Raw genomic sequence first — 20,851 nt, forward strand, 5'->3', positions numbered from 1 at the left:
CAAGTGTCCAATATTTCATTTTTTAACCGGACTGTATATAATGGTAGAAGGGACTATTCGCCCATTTGAGTTAATTTACCCCAACAAATAGATTCTGCCATTTTGGTAAATTCATAGAAAAAAAGAGGGAGATAGAGAATGAAGAAGCTGCTTTTGCTTTTCAGTATACTGCTGGTGATAGCCGGGTGTGAGAAAGAGCCTGCACCGGAGGACCGGCTCACCGCGTACACAAAGCTCTGGAATGAACAAAAATTTGACCAAATGTATGATTATCTGTCAACGGATGCGAAGGAAACATTGAGTAAAAAAGATTTCACGGAACGTTATGAAAAAATCTACAAGGACATTGAGGTAAACAACCTAAAGGTGACATATAAGAAACCGGAAGATCCTGAGAATCATGATGAAACGGCGACCCTGCCTTTTTCGGTGAAAATGGACACGCTCGCCGGGGCTGTCAGCTTTGATCAGCAGGCCAAGCTTGTAAAAGAGGAGCGCGATGATCAAACGAATTGGTATATTAATTGGAATCCCGGTTATATCTTTGCGGGAATGAAGGAAAACGATGAAATTGGGATGACGACCGACCCCGCGGTTCGCGGCGAGATTATTGACCGTCTTGAACGAGGGCTGGCCATGAACGGAAGTGTTGCCGAGGTTTCGATAGTGCCTGAAAAAATGGCCGATGAGGAAGCTGGCATTATTTCACAGGTTGGCAGTCTGTTAAATATGTCTAACGAAGAAATTGAGAAGAAGCTAAACCAATCATGGGTACAGCCGCATATGAGTGTGCCGATTAAAAAAGTCGACCCGGCACAAACTGCCCTGCTGGATAAACTGAAAGCGATTCCTTCTGTAGCGATATCAGATGTTGCCGAACGTGTATATCCATATAAAGAAATTACGGCTCATCTGATCGGGTATGTAGGAGCCATTTCAGCGGAAGAACTGGAAAAGCGGAAAGGAAAAGGCTACAGCGCAAGCGATGTAATTGGAAAGCGAGGCCTTGAACAGATCCTTGAGGACCAGTTAAAAGGGAAATCAGGTGCGAAAATTTTCATTAAGGGAGAAAATGGGCAGGACAAGGTTGTCGCCGAAACGCCGGCCGAGGAAGGCGAAACCATCATGCTCACGATAGACGCCGAATTGCAGAAGGATATTTTTGCCCAATATAAAAATGATACCGGGTCTGCCGCAGCGATACACCCACTAACCGGTGAAACGTTGGCGCTCGTTAGCAGTCCGTCGTTCGACCCGAACAAATTTGTGCTTGGCATTTCAAACGAAGAACGGAAACAACTCGAAGATAATCCGGATAAACCACTGCTAAACCGCTTTAGCTCGGTATATGCACCCGGTTCGACAATAAAGCCGTTGACCGCAGCGATTTCGCTGAAAAACGGGGTAGATCCAGCGAAGACAATGAAGGTTTCCGGAAAACAGTGGAGCAAGGAGAATTGGAAGGACCATTCCATTACTAGGGTGAAAGACCCCGGAAAGCCTGTTAATATGTCGGATGCGCTTATCTATTCGGACAACATCTACTTTGCACAACGCGCGCTTGAGTTGGGAACCGATAAATTCTCAGACGGACTTAAGAGTTTCGGCTATGAAGAGGAAATGCCGTTTGATTACCCAATCAAGTCTTCGAAAATAGGCAAAATCGAAAGTGAGGGACGCCTTGCGGACAGCGGCTACGGGCAGGGACAGACACAAATGAGCACACTGCACGTTGCAACGGCTTACACGGCCTTTCAGAATGAAGGGAACGTACTCGCTCCATCGTTAATCATTGGCGATAAAACGGAAAAGAAAGTGTGGATAGAGAACGCAATCTCTGCCGACCAAGCAACGCAGGTCTCAGACATGCTGGAAAAAGTCATCACAGACCCATATGGCACACCGCACTCCGCAAGTGAGCTTGGTATTCCGCTTGCCGGAAAGACTGGAACCGCGGAAATGAAGAGAACCAAAGCTGAAAAAGGGGCCGAGAACGGCTGGTTTGCCGTTTATAACACCGAAAATCCACGCCTGCTAATGGCATGGATGATGGAAAACGTCGAAGACAAGGGTGGCTCCCCTTATGTCGTAGAAAAGGCGAAACCAGTACTAGAAAAGCATTTAAAATAGAGAAGGTTCAAAGGCGTCATCCATAAATTGGATGACGCCTTTCATTCGGTTCATCACCATAACTGGTGGTTTAATAATGATTAACGTAATATCTCAGTTAATTTGCTATAAAGTTGATTGGCGAGGATATGCGAGACTCCTCGAAAATGCATACGCATTTTCTCGTGCGGTGCCTATGCATGGATGATGATTCAACGTCCTGCGGGAAAAACAGGCCAGGGGAGACCCCGGAGGCATGCCCTTTGCCGAGGAGGCTCCCGGGCTGCCCGCGGAAAGCGAGCGCCTGGAGCGGAAATCAACGGATAATCAAAAACTTAAACCACATTTTTTGGTGAAGAACCTTCATTTCCATATGCCTTACATAAATTTCATATGGATTTTTTGTAAAAAAAACATTGATAATAATAGCTTTTTTCTTGATAATGGAAATAGGACTTTTTACCATTCGACAACTTTTTAAAGTATACATAAATGATGATAAATTGATTTAGGAACAAGGAGGAAAGTCACTTGCAGTTCACAACGGGTAACGAGAACTCTTTAAATATATTTATTGATGAAAACGAGGATACTAATCTACATTTGGCCCTCAATTACTCTAGAGATTTAATTTCCATACATAATAAAAATGGTACGTTTACTTACGTTTCTCCTTCGGCCACTTCTATGCTTGGATATGCCCAACATGAATTGCATAAAAATAGCCTCTTTGAATATTGTCATCCTAATGATCAAGAAGAACTGAAGAAAAAATTCAAGGAATACATCCATAACAGCGACGAAAGAAAAAGATTCCGTTTCCGACGAAAAGAAGGGGATTATATTTGGCTGGAGATGAACTGCTCTAGTATCAATAATGACCAACTGGTATGCATATCCCGGGACATTACCGAGCAAATGATAACAGAGGAAGAAATTCTGGAGACTCAGGAAAAATATCGATTATTAGTAGAGTTCTCAAAGGATACAATCGGGATGCTAACCGAATCTGGAGTCTGGACGTATATCAATGATGAGGGAAAGAAACTGCTAGGTTTTACAAGCAGCAACGAAATTGTAGGAACGTCATTATATGACTATATTTCTCCTTCTGACCATACCGTTTTAAACAGCTTTCTTACTGCTAAACAGAACATCAATTTCGAAAAAAACCTGACCCGGATCGATGGAGAAGTGAGGAAAGTAGAAATTCAGCTCATACCCACCGTTTTTAAAAACCGAAAAATCTTTCAAATCATCATCAAAGATATAACCGGGCAAAAGAAAACGGAAGAACAATTGCAAAATGCCGAAAAACTGTCCATCGTAGGCCAATTGGCAGCCGGAATCGCTCATGAAATCCGTAATCCGTTAACCGCCATCAAAGGGTTTGCCCAATTTTTAACGGAGGATAAGTCGAGCCATTATGGTGAGGTTATTTTAACGGAATTAGAACGAATAGAAGGAATCGTGAATGATTTGCTGGTGTTGGCGAAACCTGAATCGAATAACTTCGAACAAGTCAATCTCGTAAATGTTGTCAAAAGTGTCGTCGTTCTCCTTAACTCTGAAGCAGTGCTTTCTAATATTGCCATTGATATAAGTTATGAACAACCAGAACTGACAATAAGTTGCGAAATTGATAAGATCAAACAAGTGGTTATTAATGTCATAAAGAACTCTATCGAGGCTATGCCAGACGGTGGAAATATCAGAGTCACTGTAAAAAAAGACAGAAATTTTGCATTGGTTAGCGTTCAAGATGAAGGAGTAGGTATTCCGGAGGAGCGTTTATCCAAAATCGGCGAACCTTTTTTCAGCACAAAGGAAAAAGGAACCGGTTTAGGACTAATGATATGCAATAAAATTATCAAAAATCATGGTGGCAACTTACATATAAAAAGCAAAGAAAATGAGGGAACTACCGTTATCATTCTCCTGCCGTTGTTTGAAGACCGGAGATAAAAAGCTTGCAGCCGTCGGAAGAAGCATAGGGATCTACATAGGGAAATTTACACCTTCTCGCTTGTGAAGCTAAATACCTATATAACTATTAGCCATAAAGATTCCGATTTTCGGATTCTTTTTTTTATGAACTTATTAGACTATTTTAAGAAATTCTTTTCCGTTTTTTTTTGATTATTGGGTCAAATTACATGAAAAAAAACATAAAATATCAAAAAAAACCAAGAAAATGTAAAAAATTTGACGAAACATGTTGAATTATTAGTAAATTAGTTGTATTATAATGGTAATAAAAATGTGAAAAAGGCAAACTTGTTGAAAAATAAGGACGCAAAGCCACGGGTCTAAGGTGCAATGCACTATGATAGCCGGGTTGCCAAAAAATATAACGAGCGTATTTTAATTTTTTGGCAATTCTGTTTTTTTAGAATTGCCTTTTTTATTTATCGGGAACCAATTGGGAGTCACATTTTTAAAATTTTTTTCCGAGAGGTGGAGACTGTGTTGACTGTTTTGTTTGGCACTGTAGAGTTTTTTGAAAGGGAAATTTTGAATTATGCAGGAAATCACCAGTTAGAAAAGCTGGGAGATGAGGACATCACGATTATTTATTCAAGAATGGAAGATGAACTTAAATATGACTTTATTTGTGACGAAAAGCTTCGCGTAGAATGCTTGGAAAACTTATCCCTCGCCTATAATAGAATTCTAGAAAAAGAGTTGGCATACTAATGAGATACGAATTAATCGATATCATCAGCAAACAAACGAAAATTTCGGTGAGATGCATGGATAAGGATGAAAAAGCGCTTTTGAGGGTATCGCTTGATCCTATAACCTTAGAATGTATGGATCCATTCATTCCAGATAGCTTGCAAAGTTTCATCGGATCGCATCAGCAATTCATTGTAAATCATTTGAATCACTTCTGTGAAGTGACATTTAATTCTGACACGGTGTAAGAGGTTCTTATTAAAGGGGTGTTTGTCTTAAATGAGAAGATATTGGACAAATGAGGAAAGAAATTACCTGAGAGAGAATGTTGGGCAATTAAAGATTTCGACAATGGCTGATAAATTAGGGCGGACGGAAGACTCTGTTCTCCAAATGCTTAAGAAGTTGGGGCTGTCTAATACAAAAGCCTCAACCGGTTTATTAACGACCTATCAATTATCACAATTGCTGCAGGTGGACGCGAAAACCGTAAGACATTGGATTCTTAATCACGGTCTAAAGTGCACAAAGAAAACGACAAGAAACATAAAGAAATGGTATCTGATTGATCCCGATGATTTTTGGGATTGGGCCGCGGAAAACAGAGAGCGAATCACATTTTCCAAAATCAAATATCAATCGATCCCGCCCGAGCCCGCCTGGTGCAGGACCGAAAGAATGAAAGAAAGAAAGAACGGCAGCAAAAACAATTATAAAAACTGGTCAACCCTAGAAGAACGCTTAGTCATACAACTCATCTCGTCAGGTGAATCCTACGCCGCCGTCGGCGAAAGACTAGACCGTTCATCCGTAAGCGTAGAAAGAAAATACAAGCGCCTCATCGAAAACACTTACAGCATTGCACAACATAGTTAAGTGAACATCGCTAGTAGGTGTCAGGCGCCGTCCATATTTTTTACAGGTTTTATCCGTATATTCAAGGTATGAAAAGGAAGGACATCCTAATGATTGTCCTTCCTTTTCTTTGCGAGAATGTAGAAAACGGCAATTTCCGGGATAATACTACTACACAATCGGCATGTTTTCTTTATGGAGATGATCCTACTTTTTTGTTCCTGTTGATCTAGATTCCAGAGAATGAAGAATCCTTTTGAGACTATGCAGGTAGGTATGCGTAATGGTTACCTGAATTCAGTATTGGTGAATGAGATGAAAATAGTCGTAAGGGGCTTAAAATTCTTTATTTACTTAAGTAATCCTGCTTGGGGAATGAAAAAATTCTAATTGATAGGAAACATTTTGTTTTTTGATGGATTGTCTGAATTTTTGAGGGGTTAGACTTCATTTATGAGCGGTAATCCGGATATATGAGCGATTAACCGAAAATATGAGCGGCTATCGAAAGATATGAGCGGTAATCAGAATATATGAGCGGTAATCAGAATATATGAGCAGCTATCAAATATATGAGCGGTAATCCGGATATATGAGCGATTAACCGAATATATGAGCGGTTATCCGAGTATATGAGCGGTAATCCAAATATATGGGCGGTAATCCGGATATATGAGCGATTAATCAAATATATGAGCGGTTATCGAAATATATGAGCGGTAATCCGGATATATGAGCGATTATCCGAAAATATGAGCGATTAATCAAATATATGAGCGGTAATCAGAATATATGAGCAGCTATCAAATATATGAGCGGTAATCCGGATATATGAGCGGTAATCCGGATATATGAGCGGTAATCGAAATATATGAGCGATTAATCAAATATATGAGCGGTAATCCGAAAATATGAGCGATTATCCGAAAATATGAGCGATTATCCGGATATATGAGCGATTATCCGAAAATATGAGCGGTTATCGAAATATATGAGCGGTTATCAAATATATGAGCGGTAATCCGGATATATGAGCGATTATCCGAATATGTGAGCGATTAATCAAATATATGAGGGATTATCCGAATATATGAGCGATTAATCAAATATATGAGCGGTTATCGAAATATATGAGCGGTAATCCGGATATATGAGCGATTATCCGAGTATATGAGCGATTAACCAAATATATGAGCGATTATCCAAATTTATGAGCGATAGCCCCAAGTTGATATTTAACTATAATCGCAAAACAGGCACCATCCAAAAACTGGATGGTGTCTGTTGTCTTGTCATGTTTCAAAACTTCTCATTCTTCATCGAGGGAAGGTATGGCGGGAATGATACATCGAATGTTGTGCCTGTCCCTGGTTCACTTTGTACACGGATGGTGCCGTTCATCGCCCGTACAATGCTGTGGACGACCATCATGCCCAGTCCTGTACCCTTTGCCTCTTTGGTGGAATAATAAGGCTCCCCCAATCGGTCTATCTGTTCTCTTGTCATCCCTACCCCCGTATCCTTTACGGAGATGGTTACCTGGGAGGAGGTAGATTTCGTTTCTATGACTAAAAAACCACCGTTCGGCATGGATTCGATGGCATTCTTAATTAGATTTAGAAAGCATTGATGAAATTTTTGCCGGTCTCCTTGTATGAGCCCAATCGCAGAAAACTTAGTGGAAACTTCAATAGAATCCCGGTTAGTTAAAGGCTGCAGAATTGTTAAGACTTGATGAATTTCAGTCGAGACATTCAGTTCCTCCATCTTATGGAGCGAAGGTTTGGAAAAGGTTAAATAATCCTGGATAACCCGCTCGGCGGATTGCAATTCACCTTTTACGAGCGATAGATAGGTAGAGCGCTGCTTCGGTTCAAGGTCATCCTCCTGCAGCAATTGCACAAACCCCATCGCAGCGGTTAAAGGATTTCGGATCTCATGGGAAATAGCGGCACCCATTTGCTCGACGGCTTCTAATTTCTTGGATTTAACCAGATGTTGGCGTATCACGATATTTTTCCTCGCAAATTCGATACAATAGGCAATAATCGCGACGCCAAGAGGCGGAACAATTAAGTAGGCAATCCACACATCCCATCCTAAAACAGATGGATAAACGTATTTCAACCCCGCCATCGTGACAAAATTAATGAAGGTTGCTAAAAAAATTGAAATCAAGATACGCCACTTGGGAGTTTGCCGCCAAAACCAGGGATGGATTCGCCATAACAAAAAGAGTAGAACTCCATATAAAGGGATATTCGTCAAGAATCCAATGTCCATCCCGAAAAGCCCGCGAATAGCGATGGTCACTACCGCGAGAAGAGGACCGATTCCTAAATAGAGACCGCCAATTACTACCGGTAAATTCCGCAAATCCAGGCGAAGCTCGCTGCTAAGTTCATAAGAAAACATCATGCAAATCACTAAAGAGGCGATAAAACAAAGAGCCGTCCGCAGCTTTGGGAAAGACTTTTCGCTAGATCTTTCAGAACACACCAAACAAAAAAATAACAGAATCATTAATAAAGACAGGTTAAATAAAAAATGCTTGGTTATTTCCAAATTTGACTACCTCCAATATATGTATAGGGCCCTCTAACTCCCCGCTGCTACATGAAGCGGAAATGACCCCTGTCTATGCTCTAAAAGAGAGAAAGCCAGATTAAATTTGTGAAAAACCCGGTCAACACATAATGGCGAGACCCATAATTTTTTACATGTGTGGGTAGGGTCTCCTAAACTTGAGCTCACAAACTTCATGATAATCGAAAGATTCTTATTTCATATCGTGAACCTATAGTACCCCAAAGTAAATGAACGCAAAGTCCCGATTTTTTCCTCATTTGCTAAATTAATATATAATTCGACATGAAAAGGATAAATTCCTTTTTTAGAGTTAGGTCCAAAGACTTTTTAACTGGTTGCTGCCATAAACGGTTATTGAATCAAGTAGAGAGAAAATTATCTTGCAAATATCAAGGAGTGAATTGATTTGATAATCAACCGATTAATTAATAAATTTGAGAGCCATCGAAATAAAGAACAGGCGAAGCCAATGCAAAAATATATGAAAGACTTATTTCCATTTCTCGGGATCAAAACACCGCAAAGAAAAGAGCTAATGAAGGAGTTTTATCAGGAAAGCCGAATACTAAAAGAAGACTTTCAACCGGAATTTGTCACCGAACTCTGGAAACAGGATGAAAGGGAGTATCAATATGCGGCAATGGATTACGTAGAAAAATCACTTAAAAAGCTCCAGAAAAATGATCTGCTGTTAGTAAAAGATCTTATCACTGAAAAATCATGGTGGGATACCGTTGATATGCTTGCCCAAAAGCCGGTGGGCAAAATTGCCGCGGATCATCCGGAAGTGATCCATGAAGAAATTGAAGATTGGAGCATCAGCGATAATCTTTGGCTTCGAAGAACATCGATCCTTTTTCAGTTGAAATATAAAGAAAAAACAAATGAAGAACTCCTTTATACATACATTTTGCGAAATAATGAAAGCAAGGAGTTTTTCATCCAAAAAGCGATTGGCTGGACCTTAAGGGAGTACTCAAAAACAAATCCCGAATCCGTCAGAAGATTTATCGCAGCCAACCAGCTGGCGAATTTGAGCGTTCGTGAAGGCAGCAAATATTTATGACTTTTCTGTTGTTTTTAGTCGATTAATATCTTATTATTTACTACAAAAAATATGGTATCTTTTATATATATAAAGCAAGGAAAAAGGAGCGGATTGAATGAATTGGAAAGACACGTATTCATCATGGGATAATCATCAGGAGCTGGATGAAGAATTACGCTCTCTTATGGAAGAAATGAAAGGGGACGAAAGCAAGCTGGAGGAAGCGTTTTATAAAAATCTAGAGTTCGGAACAGGCGGGATGAGAGGCGAAATCGGCGTCGGAACAAACCGGATGAACCTCTATACAATCCGAAAAGCGACAGCGGGACTCGCCGCCTATATCAGCTCATTTGGAGAAGACGCAAAGAAACGCGGGGTGGCAATCGCTTATGATTCTCGTCACAAATCTCCTGAATTTGCGCTAGAAGCTGCGAAAATGCTTGCAACCGGGGGGATAAAGGTGTATTTGTTCGACGAACTCCGTCCCACACCTGAGCTTTCTTTTGCAGTAAGACAGCTTAATGCCTATTCTGGCATCGTCATCACTGCCAGCCATAATCCGCCAGAATATAATGGATACAAAGTATACGGCCCTGACGGTGGACAACTTCCTCCTGGGTCTGCTGACCAAGTGATCGAATACGTGAACGAAATTGAAAATGAACTGCTGCTCCAAGTGGAAGAGGAAGAAATTTTAAAGAAAAATGGACTCATTGAAATTATCGGAAAAGAAATAGATGACGAATATAATAAGCAATTACTCTCGATTTCTGAAAATCCTGATCTCCCGAAAGAAGTGGATCTAGAAATCGTCTTCACACCGCTGCATGGAACGGCTAATCAATCAGTGCGCCGCGCCCTTAGCGATTTAGGATACGAGAAAGTTCATGTGGTGAAAGAACAAGAGCTGCCGGACCCGAATTTTTCGACCGTTGCTTCTCCGAATCCGGAAGAGCATGCCGCGTTTGAATTGGCGATTCGCCTTGGAAATGAAGTGTCCGCCGACCTCCTGATCGCTACCGACCCAGATGCAGACCGGCTCGGAATCGCCGTCAAAAACGATGCAGGTGAATACGTCGTCTTGACCGGCAATCAAACCGGGGCCTTAATCCTGGACTATCTTTTGACGCAGAAGCAGGACAAAGGAACACTCCCTTCAAATGGAATCGTTTTAAAAACGATCGTCACCTCAGAGTTGGGAAGAACGATCGCCAGCCGTTTCGGCCTGAAAACAGAAGATGTCTTAACCGGATTCAAATTCATCGCCGAAAAAATGAATGAATATGACCGGACAGGGAGCCACACATTCCTTTTTGGCTATGAAGAAAGCTATGGCTATCTTGCCAAAGGCTTCGCCAGGGATAAAGATGCGATTCAGGCAGCTCTTTTGGCTGTGGAAGTCTGTGCTTATTATAAGAAAAGAGGCATGACCCTCTATGAAGGCTTGCTTTCTGTCTTCGAAAGGTACGGCTTTTATCTGGAAGGCTTACGTTCTCTTACCTTAAAGGGAATTGAAGGCAACCGCCAAATTCAAGGGATCCTGAATGAATTCAGGGAAAACCCACCTAAAGAACTTGCTTCAAGAAAAGTAGTCGTCCAAGAGGATTATCAAAACAGCACTAAATTTTCTCTCTTAACAAACGAAGAAGAAACGATTGAGCTGCCAAAATCGAATGTGCTGAAATACTTCCTTGAGGACGGCACCTGGATTTGTCTCCGCCCATCAGGAACAGAGCCGAAGATCAAATTCTACTTCGGTGTCCAGGGGGATACGATGGAGACAGCCCGCGAAAAGCTGGATACGGTGGCAGAAGAGTTTATGGAGAACATAGATCGAATTTTATCATAGGATAAAAAAGGTGAAAATCGTTAAGATTTTTACCTTTTTTTGTTCCTGCAGTTAACCTTATGCAGGATTATGCTGGTTTATGTCGAAATATAAAAATGAATCTCCTGTTTATTGAAATGTCAAAAGATCGGTCGATATTAATGGAGTAACCAGTATATAAACAAAGGGGCATAAACTTGTGAAATCTGTATTTACATCTAAATTTTTCGCTGTTTTCGCAACAGCAGCCGTTTTAGTTGCAGGATGGTTGGTCTGGGAGTATAAATTGGAAAAGCCAGCTCCTCAAACGGTAGTAAAAGAAGTGGAGACGGTGAAAACAGTGCAGGTGGTGGAAAAGGAAGCTGCTGCACCCGTACAAGTAAAGAAGCAGAGAAGCTTAAAAGATATTATCCAATTTTCAGAGGATAAAGTATTTCAGGTTTTAACAGATTCCTCTCTCGGCTCTGCCTTTCTTTATAATAACAAGGGGCATATTGTAACGAATGCCCATGTAGTTTCGGGCTACAAGGATGTACAGGTACAAACTATCGACGATGAAATTCTTTCAGGCACGGTGATTGGAATTGGCGATGAAATGGACGTAGCGGTCATTCATGTGCCGGCGTTAGAAGGAAAGAAACCTTTGCCGACTGCCAAAAATCAGGCAGTGAAGGGCGATGAGGTGATCACCTTCGGCAGTCCGAACGGATTGAAAGATTCGGTTTCGACGGGGATTATCAGCGGTTTAAAAAGAGATTTCGACATCTCTCCTTTTGTTTATGATGATGTATACCAAACGACTGCTCCCATTTATCCGGGCAGCAGCGGCGGGCCTTTGATTGATAAGGAGACAGGCGAAGTAATCGCCATTAATAGCGCTTCTTATATCAATCAAACAGCACTTGGTTTTTCTATCCCGATGCAGCAGGTTGTATCACTTATTGATTCCTGGATCAAAAACCCGATGAAGTGGGAAGACGTACAGGAGTATGAAGACTTCTACGATGCAAGTGACCTTTGGGATATTCCAGAAGACGCCTATTCTGAATATGAAGAAGACTGGGACGAAAGCTATGATGAGTCTTATTCCGAGGATGAAGGATATTACGAAGAAGAGAGCTATGAAGAAGAAGAGAGCTATGAAGAATATTATCCGGAGGAAGATAGCGAAACGATCCCTGAGGATGAATATAATTATGAGGAAGAGACTGAAGAAACCTATGAAGAAGATCCTATGTTAGAAGGGGAGAATCCAGAAGAGGATATTCCACTTGAGGAAGAATACGATCAGAATGGAAATCCCATAGAGGGAACTGAATCTGATAGTTCCAATTATTAATATCTAGTAGAAAGAAGCCGATTGAACCGTCTTAATCGCGGGACAATCTGGCTTCTTTCTTTTATAAAAATAATATATTATCCAACCAACCTGTTTTATTATCCAAACCCAAAAAACAGAAGAGGCCGCCTAAATGGCAGCCTCATTATTCTACAAATTATTACTCTCTATTTCTTCCGTATCAAGCAGCTTGTTAACCTTCAAACCATCCTCCGTTAACGTTAAGAAAAATTTAGAGCGGAATTTTTTATATTTGGAAGTTCCGTCATCATAATGGATGATATAACTTTCCTCAGTTGTGACGTTGTAGCCGCCATCAACCTCTTCTGAATCAATGGAACTTAGTCCATGATATTCCTCAGTAATCCCTTTTTTCTCAAGGGTGTCGATATACTTTCGGGTCTCTTCGTAGGAAGGGCCTTTTGGATCGATGGTTGATGCTCCCAATGAGAAGTCCCGGGCATTGATCGCTGCAACCTGATCTGTGAAGTGTTTGTCCATAAACTCACCGATTTCATTGTCTCCAAACGCTCCCTGTTGCTCGAAAAGATCGCTGAAAGTGGAAGCTACTTCGGCGGTTTCTTCTTCTTCAAAAAGCAATTCTACATCGGAATCATCATTTACTTTAAATACCTCGGTTTTTTCTGTCTTGCCATCAACTTTCCTCTCGGCATGGAGCTTAATCGAACCATCTGTTGCGACAGGACCGAAGCTATCCATGTCGGCAATCTTTTCACCGGTGCTTTTCCCGTTTACGAACAGAACAGCATCATCATCATTCGAGTATAGATAAAGAGAGGTGCTATCAATCTCTATATCAACCACCAGTTCATTCTCATATGCATCGGAAAAATCCAATTCATCCTCTGATGTAAGCTCGGCATACTCTCCTTTATATACGGCTTTCAAGATATGCTCCCCAGGGAAGATATAACCTAAGTTCTCATCTTCGTCTTCTTCCTTCAGTGTCTTTGTTTTCTTTCCGGCTAGCGAGACTTCCGTGTCTTCAAGATTAGAAGAGACAACTAATTCGATTGGGTAAAATTCAAGGAAGTAATCATCATACAGCAACCACTTTTTCTTATCTTCCTTTTTGACACTTACTAGCTTGTTATTATAACCATCTTTGACCGCTTCCGTTACTTTGTATCCATCAATCTCGTAAGCCTGCCTTTTAAGCTCTTTGCTGATATCGTTGAAATCATTATCATCGGTAAGAAAGGCGAGATAGGAAGCGGCTTCCTTTTCGGTAATGGTGTGCTTATCCTGGCCTTGATTGATTATTTTGGCAAGAGCTTTAGTATCATCATCTTTCACTGCTTTCTCGAATTCTTCGACGGTTTTCATCGGATCTGTCAAGGATGAAAGGTAGAAGTGACTCCCGGCCAGAGATGCAACTAGAATCACCGCAGTAATGATTCCTGCTTTTGCCTTCCCCGAAAGGGAACGCTTCTTGTTCCGGGTCGGTGAAGCAGGGGCGTCCGATGCCGGTTCCGGTTGCTGTGCTCCGCAATTGCTGCAGAAAGTTTGACTGTCATTAAGCTGTGTCCCGCATTCTTTACAGTAATTCATGTTAACGTCTCCATTTCGCGATAAATGTGCCGGCATAAGCAAAAACAAAGGAAATGATCAAGCTTTTTACAAAAGTAGCCATTGCGCTTACGCCAAATGTGATTTCATAGAGATAAGAATCTTCAGTTGCCAAGCTTTCTGATGAAAAATGGAATCCGGCTAAATAAGTAAGCAGGCCAAACATCACGGAGTAAACAAGGCTATAGATGGCAAGTGATTTAATGGATGCATTTCCTTTTACGGCTAACCGGTAACCGGACCAGACGAAAAGGGCCACTAGAATAAGCACAGCCAGCTTTGTGTAAAGCCCGAAGTTTATACTATCTAGAAACATCTGTATGTCATACATATCTGAAGCTGAGTGCTCACCAGTTGGTTTTAGTCCGGAGAAAATCGAATAAGCTAAAGAGAATTCTTCGTTTTCTTCTTTCCCGGTGAAGGCTAATGTCCCAAAACTGGCCAAGTTCCAAGCATAGACGCCAAATTGGGTACCGGCCGTCAAAATAAAGCCGAACGATTTTTCTAAAAGCAAGCCGAGCGGGCTAGATCCCAATGACTCTTCAGCGAAAATCTCAAGCCTTTTAAGCCCGTTATATACGGCAATCATCATAATCGCTGCAAAGATAATAAAGCTCCGGAAAAAAGTAGCGATCCCTTGATGTAGAGCCTCACCGATAGACAGCATGTCTGATAGATGGGCTGTAGCCTTTTTGAAAGTAATCGAAAAAAGCATGCCAATCAAACTGAACAGGAAGGCGATTCCAAATCCTTTTAAGAATGCAGCTAAAAAGGAATAGGTAGTACTAAGATCCAAGCTTAATTCTTCAGTCTTAACTTCATAAGAAAAACCGCTGAAGAAAGAGACAATCGAAAGAATAACCCCATATAAAAGAGCGATAGATAGAGACCCGTAAAATACGGAATATATAGAAGCTTCCTTAGTCTTCTTTCTGAAGTAAATCCCTGCAATAAATAGAGCGATCGCCGGTATCAGTAAATGGATGACAAGTCCAAGTGAAAGCTTGTATTCCCGTTTGAACTCATCTTCCATAAATTCACCCACGCTGGTAGATAGAGTAGGAGAAATCAAATGGGAAGCCATCACCATATCGGTAACGCCGACTAATTTTCTCGGTTCCGGAAGATTTGAATCCGTAGTGCTTTCAAAGTAGTCGGTCATGTTTTCTATATTAAAGCTGCCTCCGTAGGCATCGTTTAGGAATGATTTGTATGCCGCTTCGTTTGCGGCAAGTAGGGCCCAGTTAATAAGGAATATGAGCAGCAAGCCTGCAATTGCAGAAATAAGGGCCGTCTTGAAATGTTTCTTGATAGAATTTGGAAAAGAAACGGCCTGTTCTCCTTTAACAGGAGCTGCCTTCGTCGATCCTGCCTTCTGGTAGTTTAATAAAGCAGAACCACAGCTTCCGCAATAATTATCCTTTGCCGATGCATTGCTTCCACATTCCGAACAAAAGGTGGATGCTGAGAAATCCATGGAAAATCTGGAGTTTTGGGGTTTAAGTCTTGTTCCGTCCTGTAAACAATAGTTGTTATCTGTCGGATTCTCGAATCCGCACGTGCTGCAATACATATGTGTATACCTCCATCAATTATTCAATTATACTAAGCTAGTTCCACAGCATCCGCAAAAATTGGCGCCACTCGGAATGCTTGTATTGCATTTTTCACATTGGACTCCCGATTCGACAGTAGCAGCTACTTCATTTTCCACTTGAGAGCCACAGCTTCCACAGAACTTATCCAGCTCGGTAACCTGGTTTCCACAGTTCTTGCAGACTGGTCCGGCTCCTGACGCTTTATGTAAGTCTTCTAAAGCCTGCTGAACCTGATATGCTTGTACATCCAAATTAAGTAATGGCAAAGCCATCTGTACCAATTTATCATCAAGCAAAGAGCCCTGCCTGACCATCTTATACGCTTCTTCTCCTAGCTTAATCATCAGACTGGCACGCTGTTCGCTCGTTTCCTGTAAATTTTTTTTCAATTGGCTTGCTTCCTGTACGTTTTGCAGTTTTTGTTTCCCTTGCTGAAGGCCGTCTTGAAGAATATTCAATCCGCCTCCGAGTTTCGTCTGTAAATCGCTCATCATGCAACACTCCTGTTTGTTGTTTTGGCAAATATGGATAAATAGTCCTGTGACTATTTTATTACATTTTTCCTGGATTGAGAGCGAAAATCTGAAAAATTTGCAAAATAAATGCAATGAATATACAATAATGGACCTAATTCGACATGGAGTGAATTTAAGGTAGGTTTTTAGTCATAAAAGAGGGAACTATTTAAAAAGAGGAAGGGGGAAATAGAAAGACCTCCTTAGGAAAAGTCCTAAGAAGGTCTAACGTAATGATTATTACGCAGCAGCTTCTGTTTGATTGACCCGTTTGTTAGAACGGAATAATACGTAAGCCAATGTTAATCCTGCAAATACGGCAAGAAAAACGAAAAGCGCGCCGACATTTGCCCAGAAAGCTCCGTAATGGTCCAACGTAATAATAGATTTAAATCCGCCGATTGAATAAGTCAACGGCAAGAATTTACTTAGAGCTTGAAGATTGTCTGGAAGCATATGAATCGGAAGCGCAGAGCCTGTCGTGGACAGCTGAAGCACCAAGAATGCAAAAGCGATAAAGCGACCGATATTTCCAGCCAACGCTACCAGGAAGAACACAATCGTCAAGAATGTTAAGCTAACAAACACAGAGAAAAGCACCAACGTGAAACCGTTTGCAAAATTCGATTTTAAGAAGAACGTTGCAAAGAAAGAAACCAACAGCGCTTGCGCAGTGGCAAGACCTGCCATTGTACCGAATTTACCAAGGTACCATCTGAACGGAGAAACAGCTGTAACAGCAGGTTTCGCCAGATCAAACAGAAGAGACAGGATCAACACACCGACGAAAAGAGCCAATGACATGATGTAAGGTGCATTCGCATAACGATATTCTGGGAATTTATTTAGCGTTTCACCGGCTAATTGAACAGGCGATGCAAACTGGGAGAGGTTATCGTCACCAGTATTAATATTTCCTGTTTCTTCAGCCCCGCCAGCAAGGCCGGTTGATAATTCCTTGGAACCGTTTTCAATTTGTCCAACACCGTCATCTACTTTTGTGACGCCATCTGTTAGGGTGCCCCAGCCTGTTTTTACGGTTTGGTTACCAGTGTTTACTTCCTTTAAGCCTCCATTAATTGTGGCAGCGCCTTCAGTAAGCCTTCCCCATGAGGAGTTTACTTGGGCATTTCCGTCTGCAAGCTGACCTGTACCAGATGCTAGAGTGTTTGCCCCAGAGTTTAATTCTTTTGCGCCAGCGTTAATTTCTGTTTGACCGGCTACTAATTGATCGAGTCCTGATGCTAGATCCTTCGCTCCATCAGCTGCATCACCAGATATTCCAGTGTATAGGGATTGAGCACCATCTTTTAAGTTAGTAGTGCCGACTGCCAGATCCGCTGCACCTGCAGCAACTGCTTTACTACCTTCACGAAGTCTTATACCATCCGGGTGATGGGTAAAGAATGCAGCAAACAAAGGATCTTTCGCCATTTCTTCTATGCCATCAGCAACCTGTTGGGCACCACCTTTAAGGTATTGTGCACCATCATCCGCTTCAACAGTTCCGTTAGCTAATGCTTCACTTCCTGGTATGAGCTTGTCAGTGAAGCCAGCATTCAACTTGTTACTTCCGGCTTCGGCTCTCTTTAAGCCAGCTAGGACTTCTGCTGATCCAGCTTCTAATTGGCCTGTACCAGCAGCCAGTTTGTTGGCTCCGTCATCCACTCTCGCTGCCCCATCAGCAAGTTTGCTAATGCTTCCGGAACCACCTTGCAAAGATTTCAGAAGGACACCAGATCCATCAGCCAGCTTTTGGGTGCCGTCTGCCAGCCTATCAATATCAGGAGCTTTTTCTTTAAGTGATCCTAGTATCTGGCCTGTACCATCATGCAGCTCAGTTGCACCCTCGTTTATCTTCCCGGCACCATCCGCACCATCTTGAAAGCCTGTAGCCACATCACCTAGACTGTTGAAGACATTTTCTGTATAGGTTTCGGTAATCTTATCAGCCAGCTGTGAGCGAATTCTCTCCGTGGCATTGTTCGTTACCTGTGCCGCCATGAAGTGCAAGCCTTCGTTTTGGGTGAATTTCAATTCCGGTTTTTCAGGATTTTCATCCATGACCGTCGTTACTTTTTGTGAGAAATCTTCCGGAATTTCGATTACCATATAATAATCATTATTTTGCATGCCTCTTTCGGCTTCTTTAGAGTCAACAAAGTCCCATCCCAAGGTTTTGTTCTCCTTCAAATCAGCCACTAAATCATCACCGACGTTAATTTCTTCTTCCCCCGACATTCCACCTACATCATTGTTGACCACAGCTACCGGCAGACTGTCTAAATTGTCATACGGCCCCCAGTCGGCAGTAAGGATAATTACCGCATACACAAGCGGTACTAATAAAGCAGCTATAATAGCAATGAGAAATCCTTTCCTGTCGCCCAGACGGCCCGTACGTAATCCAAGACCTTTCATATGTTACCCCCTTGTTCGTAATTGAGTAAAGTGATTGAATGGTGATTCATTCATTTTACTATTCTATATATTCTGAATAGTTATGCTAAAATCCTGCTTTTTTACTAAAAAATTTTGAAATAAAAGCATTTTTTTTATAAAATTAGGGAATTTAGATTATCTTAGGTGATAGCACCTTGACGTTATAGACAAAAAAACTTAGCCATTAACTGACTAAGTTTTTAAGGATTAATTATAATGTTTTAGCTCCAAGGTAACGCGGCTTCCAATAAGAGTTGCTCATGCTCGCGATGCTAACACCCTTTGAAGAAGAAGCGCTGATGAACTGATTGTTACCGATAAAGATTCCGACGTGAGAAGCGCCCTTCTTGTAAGTAGTAAAGAATACTAGGTCACCCACAGCAGGCTTGGAGGTTTTTAAGCCAACGTTTGAATACATTTGTGCTGCTGTACGTGGCAGGGTAATCTTTTGGGAATTTTTAAAAACATATAGGATGAAGCCTGAGCAGTCAAATCCTGCCCGGGTTGTCCCGCCCCATTTATATTTTACACCGATCTGTTTCTTGGCATAGTTTATTAAACTAGTATTGTTAACGTTATAAACACCTAATTTATTATAGGTAGCCCTGTCAGCAATGCCGGTTGCTTTTAGTTTCTTAGAACTTTGAAACTTTTTAACGGCATTGGTGGTGGAGGTATTATAGTGTGTAGTATAAGAATTTGTTTTTAAATAGCCTTTTACTTTTAGGAGGTTTTGAAGCTGACGCACTTCCGCGTGTTTCATCCCCGGCTTTAAAGTTGTATCACCAACATTTGCAGATGCCTGAAAAGGCGCAATCAAAATCACAAGAACAGTTGCAATAATCGTAGACGTGAACCATTTTTTCATGCCGTTTACTTCCTCCTAGAAATTCTATCAATAGTTTACAAGATTATCCTAATACATTTATGTTACAATAAACGACATTTTTCGTTACAGTTATATTACAAATGAATAATTTGTCGGATGCATAGGTAAAGCGTACTAGTTATGAGATTTGGTAGTAAGTTCTATAATAAAACTTAAATCTCTTTATAAAAAAACCGGATCTTCCATGGTGGAAGTCCGGATTTTTGTTAAGGCAATCTGTTATAGCCAATGATTTTAGGTTTCCAATAAGAATTGCTCAAGGGAGTGATTGTGACCCCAAGACTAGAACTTGCGTGGATAAATTGGCCATTCCCGATGTAAATACCCATATGATTGACAACTTTTTTATTAGTGGGACTGGAAGTATTAAAATAAACTAAATCCCCCGGCTGCGGTGCTGTAACCTTTTTCCCTAAGCTGTAATAAGTAGAGGATGATAGTCTCGAAATCTGGTAGCCTGCTTTTTTGTATACATAATAGATAAATCCGCTGCAGTCGAATCCAGATGGTGAAGCTCCTGCCCAGGAATATGGAACGCCAATCTGCTTTTTCGCTTCCGAAATGACGGTGTTCACTCTCTGGCTCGGTGACACACTAGTCGTGCCCGGTTTAGCGACAGTTATTGGAGCTTTACTAGTCGGGATTTTTAATGTTTGTCCGACTCTGACTGTATCAGACTTCAGATTGTTTGCTGTTTTAATGCTCTGAACCGAAGCGCCTGTCTGGTTTGCAATTTTCCAAAGACTGTCGCCTTTTTTAACTGTATAGCTTGTTACAGCAGCAGGAGCAGGTGCTGCTTGCTTCGGTTTAGGCAAAATAATTGTATTGGAATTCGTAGATTTAGACACGACCAATTTTTGACCGGGATAGATCTGGTGCCCTTTTAGATTGTTCCATTGGCTCAGTTCAGCTAACGTAATGTTATGCTTGTTCGCGATCTTAATGAGCGTATCTCCTGAAACGACTGTATACGATTTTGTTTGGGCGGTCTTGATGGAGACTGTTTCTTCCTTATATGTATTATTTCCGGGAATATTTAACTTTTGATTAACGGAAATTCTATCTGATTTAAGTTTATTTGCTTCTTTTAGTTTTGAGACGGTAGTTGAATGGGCTTTTGCTATTTTTGAGAGATTGTCTCCGCTTTTCACTGTATATGTATCCGCCAGGGCAGGTGTGACTAGAGTCGTAGATAGTAATGCTGCTGCAGTCAAAGTTGTAACATTTTTTTTCATTTCTTCACTCCCTCATCATCTATTGACATAATTCTACCAAAAATGGCATTTGAAAATATTACATTTGTGTTACAAATAATACTTGTAGGTTTGAAATCTATTGAATTGGGTAATACGCTCATGAAAAAATGCGGC

The 20,851-nt window shown here is 41.3% G+C and carries 15 protein-coding genes and 1 riboswitch; of the genes, 8 read left to right on the forward strand and 7 right to left on the reverse strand.

What is annotated here, in order from left to right; all coding sequences use genetic code 11:
- Positions 1-138: 138 nt before the first annotated feature.
- From D0463_RS08745 to D0463_RS08770, 5 genes are all read left to right on the forward strand, one after another.
- Positions 139-2,130: a penicillin-binding transpeptidase domain-containing protein gene (locus D0463_RS08745; RefSeq protein ID WP_117307026.1), complete on the forward strand. Its 1,992-nt coding sequence runs from the start codon at positions 139-141 to the stop codon at positions 2,128-2,130.
- 510 nt (positions 2,131-2,640) lie between these two features.
- The gene (locus tag D0463_RS08755; protein WP_117307028.1) at positions 2,641-4,074 is read left to right on the forward strand and encodes a PAS domain S-box protein; all 1,434 of its coding nucleotides are present in this window, start codon (positions 2,641-2,643) and stop codon (positions 4,072-4,074) included.
- Positions 4,075-4,369: 295 nt separating this feature from the next.
- Positions 4,370-4,455, forward strand: a riboswitch (cyclic di-GMP riboswitch).
- 123 nt (positions 4,456-4,578) lie between these two features.
- Entirely contained in the window at positions 4,579-4,806 is a 228-nt protein-coding gene (locus tag D0463_RS08760; RefSeq protein ID WP_117307029.1) for a hypothetical protein, read from the forward strand.
- Positions 4,806-5,036 carry a hypothetical protein gene (locus D0463_RS08765; protein WP_117307030.1) on the forward strand — a complete coding sequence of 77 codons (231 nt, stop codon included), beginning with the start codon at positions 4,806-4,808 and terminating at the stop codon, positions 5,034-5,036. The genes D0463_RS08760 and D0463_RS08765 overlap by 1 nt, the downstream gene beginning before the upstream one ends.
- 31 nt (positions 5,037-5,067) lie before the next feature.
- Positions 5,068-5,664 carry a helix-turn-helix domain-containing protein gene (locus tag D0463_RS08770; RefSeq protein ID WP_117307031.1) on the forward strand — a complete coding sequence of 199 codons (597 nt, stop codon included), beginning with the start codon at positions 5,068-5,070 and terminating at the stop codon, positions 5,662-5,664.
- Positions 5,665-6,942: 1,278 nt separating this feature from the next.
- Here the strand turns inward: D0463_RS08770 and D0463_RS08775 are convergent.
- A complete protein-coding gene (locus D0463_RS08775) occupies positions 6,943-8,208 on the reverse strand; it encodes a sensor histidine kinase (RefSeq protein WP_117307032.1) in 1,266 nt (421 codons plus the stop codon).
- Positions 8,209-8,638: 430 nt separating this feature from the next.
- On the opposite strand from D0463_RS08775, the gene D0463_RS08780 reads away from it, so the two are divergent.
- The 3 genes from D0463_RS08780 (at position 8,639) to D0463_RS08790 (ending at position 12,447) form a co-directional block, all read left to right on the forward strand.
- Positions 8,639-9,298 carry a DNA alkylation repair protein gene (locus tag D0463_RS08780; protein ID WP_117307033.1) on the forward strand — a complete coding sequence of 220 codons (660 nt, stop codon included), beginning with the start codon at positions 8,639-8,641 and terminating at the stop codon, positions 9,296-9,298.
- Positions 9,299-9,395: 97 nt separating this feature from the next.
- A complete protein-coding gene (locus tag D0463_RS08785; protein ID WP_117307034.1) occupies positions 9,396-11,129 on the forward strand; it encodes a phospho-sugar mutase in 1,734 nt (577 codons plus the stop codon).
- Positions 11,130-11,307: 178 nt separating this feature from the next.
- Complete coding sequence (locus D0463_RS08790; protein WP_117307035.1) at positions 11,308-12,447, forward strand: S1C family serine protease; 1,140 nt, start codon at positions 11,308-11,310, stop codon at positions 12,445-12,447.
- Between the two features lie 150 nt (positions 12,448-12,597).
- On the opposite strand, the gene D0463_RS08795 is transcribed toward D0463_RS08790, so the two are convergent.
- The 6 genes from D0463_RS08795 to D0463_RS08820 form a co-directional block, all read right to left on the reverse strand.
- Entirely contained in the window at positions 12,598-14,019 is a 1,422-nt protein-coding gene (locus D0463_RS08795) for a zinc ribbon domain-containing protein (protein WP_160118386.1), read from the reverse strand.
- A gap of 1 nt (position 14,020) precedes the next feature.
- The gene (locus tag D0463_RS08800) at positions 14,021-15,610 is read right to left on the reverse strand and encodes a zinc ribbon domain-containing protein (protein WP_117307037.1); all 1,590 of its coding nucleotides are present in this window, start codon (positions 15,608-15,610) and stop codon (positions 14,021-14,023) included.
- Positions 15,611-15,637: 27 nt separating this feature from the next.
- On the reverse strand, positions 15,638-16,126 hold the full coding sequence (locus D0463_RS08805; RefSeq protein ID WP_160118387.1) for a zinc ribbon domain-containing protein: 489 nt from the start codon (positions 16,124-16,126) through the stop codon (positions 15,638-15,640).
- Between the two features lie 264 nt (positions 16,127-16,390).
- Positions 16,391-18,571: a YhgE/Pip family protein gene (locus D0463_RS08810; protein WP_117307039.1), complete on the reverse strand. Its 2,181-nt coding sequence runs from the start codon at positions 18,569-18,571 to the stop codon at positions 16,391-16,393.
- Positions 18,572-18,803: 232 nt separating this feature from the next.
- Positions 18,804-19,460: a C40 family peptidase gene (locus tag D0463_RS20090; RefSeq protein WP_117307040.1), complete on the reverse strand. Its 657-nt coding sequence runs from the start codon at positions 19,458-19,460 to the stop codon at positions 18,804-18,806.
- Positions 19,461-19,687: 227 nt separating this feature from the next.
- Complete coding sequence (locus tag D0463_RS08820; RefSeq protein ID WP_117307041.1) at positions 19,688-20,716, reverse strand: C40 family peptidase; 1,029 nt, start codon at positions 20,714-20,716, stop codon at positions 19,688-19,690.
- Between the last annotated feature and the right edge of the window lie 135 nt (positions 20,717-20,851).

This window comes from Bacillus sp. V59.32b (genome assembly GCF_003429085.1).
Lineage (GTDB): Bacteria > Bacillota > Bacilli > Bacillales > DSM-1321 > Peribacillus.

What these genes read in the sequence shown, in the direction of transcription:
- D0463_RS08745 (WP_117307026.1), top strand. Translation starts at nt 139, where the DNA reads ATGAAGAAGCTGCTTTTGCTTTTCAGTATACTGCTGGTGATAGCCGGG.
- D0463_RS08765 (WP_117307030.1), top strand. Translation starts at nt 4,806, where the DNA reads ATGAGATACGAATTAATCGATATCATCAGCAAACAAACGAAAATTTCG.
- D0463_RS08770 (WP_117307031.1), top strand. Translation starts at nt 5,068, where the DNA reads ATGAGAAGATATTGGACAAATGAGGAAAGAAATTACCTGAGAGAGAAT.
- D0463_RS08785 (WP_117307034.1), top strand. Translation starts at nt 9,396, where the DNA reads ATGAATTGGAAAGACACGTATTCATCATGGGATAATCATCAGGAGCTG.
- D0463_RS08795 (WP_160118386.1), bottom strand. Translation starts at nt 14,019, where the DNA reads ATGAATTACTGTAAAGAATGCGGGACACAGCTTAATGACAGTCAAACT.
- D0463_RS08800 (WP_117307037.1), bottom strand. Translation starts at nt 15,610, where the DNA reads ATGTATTGCAGCACGTGCGGATTCGAGAATCCGACAGATAACAACTAT.
- D0463_RS08805 (WP_160118387.1), bottom strand. Translation starts at nt 16,126, where the DNA reads ATGAGCGATTTACAGACGAAACTCGGAGGCGGATTGAATATTCTTCAA.
- D0463_RS08810 (WP_117307039.1), bottom strand. Translation starts at nt 18,571, where the DNA reads ATGAAAGGTCTTGGATTACGTACGGGCCGTCTGGGCGACAGGAAAGGA.
- D0463_RS20090 (WP_117307040.1), bottom strand. Translation starts at nt 19,460, where the DNA reads ATGAAAAAATGGTTCACGTCTACGATTATTGCAACTGTTCTTGTGATT.
- D0463_RS08820 (WP_117307041.1), bottom strand. Translation starts at nt 20,716, where the DNA reads ATGAAAAAAAATGTTACAACTTTGACTGCAGCAGCATTACTATCTACG.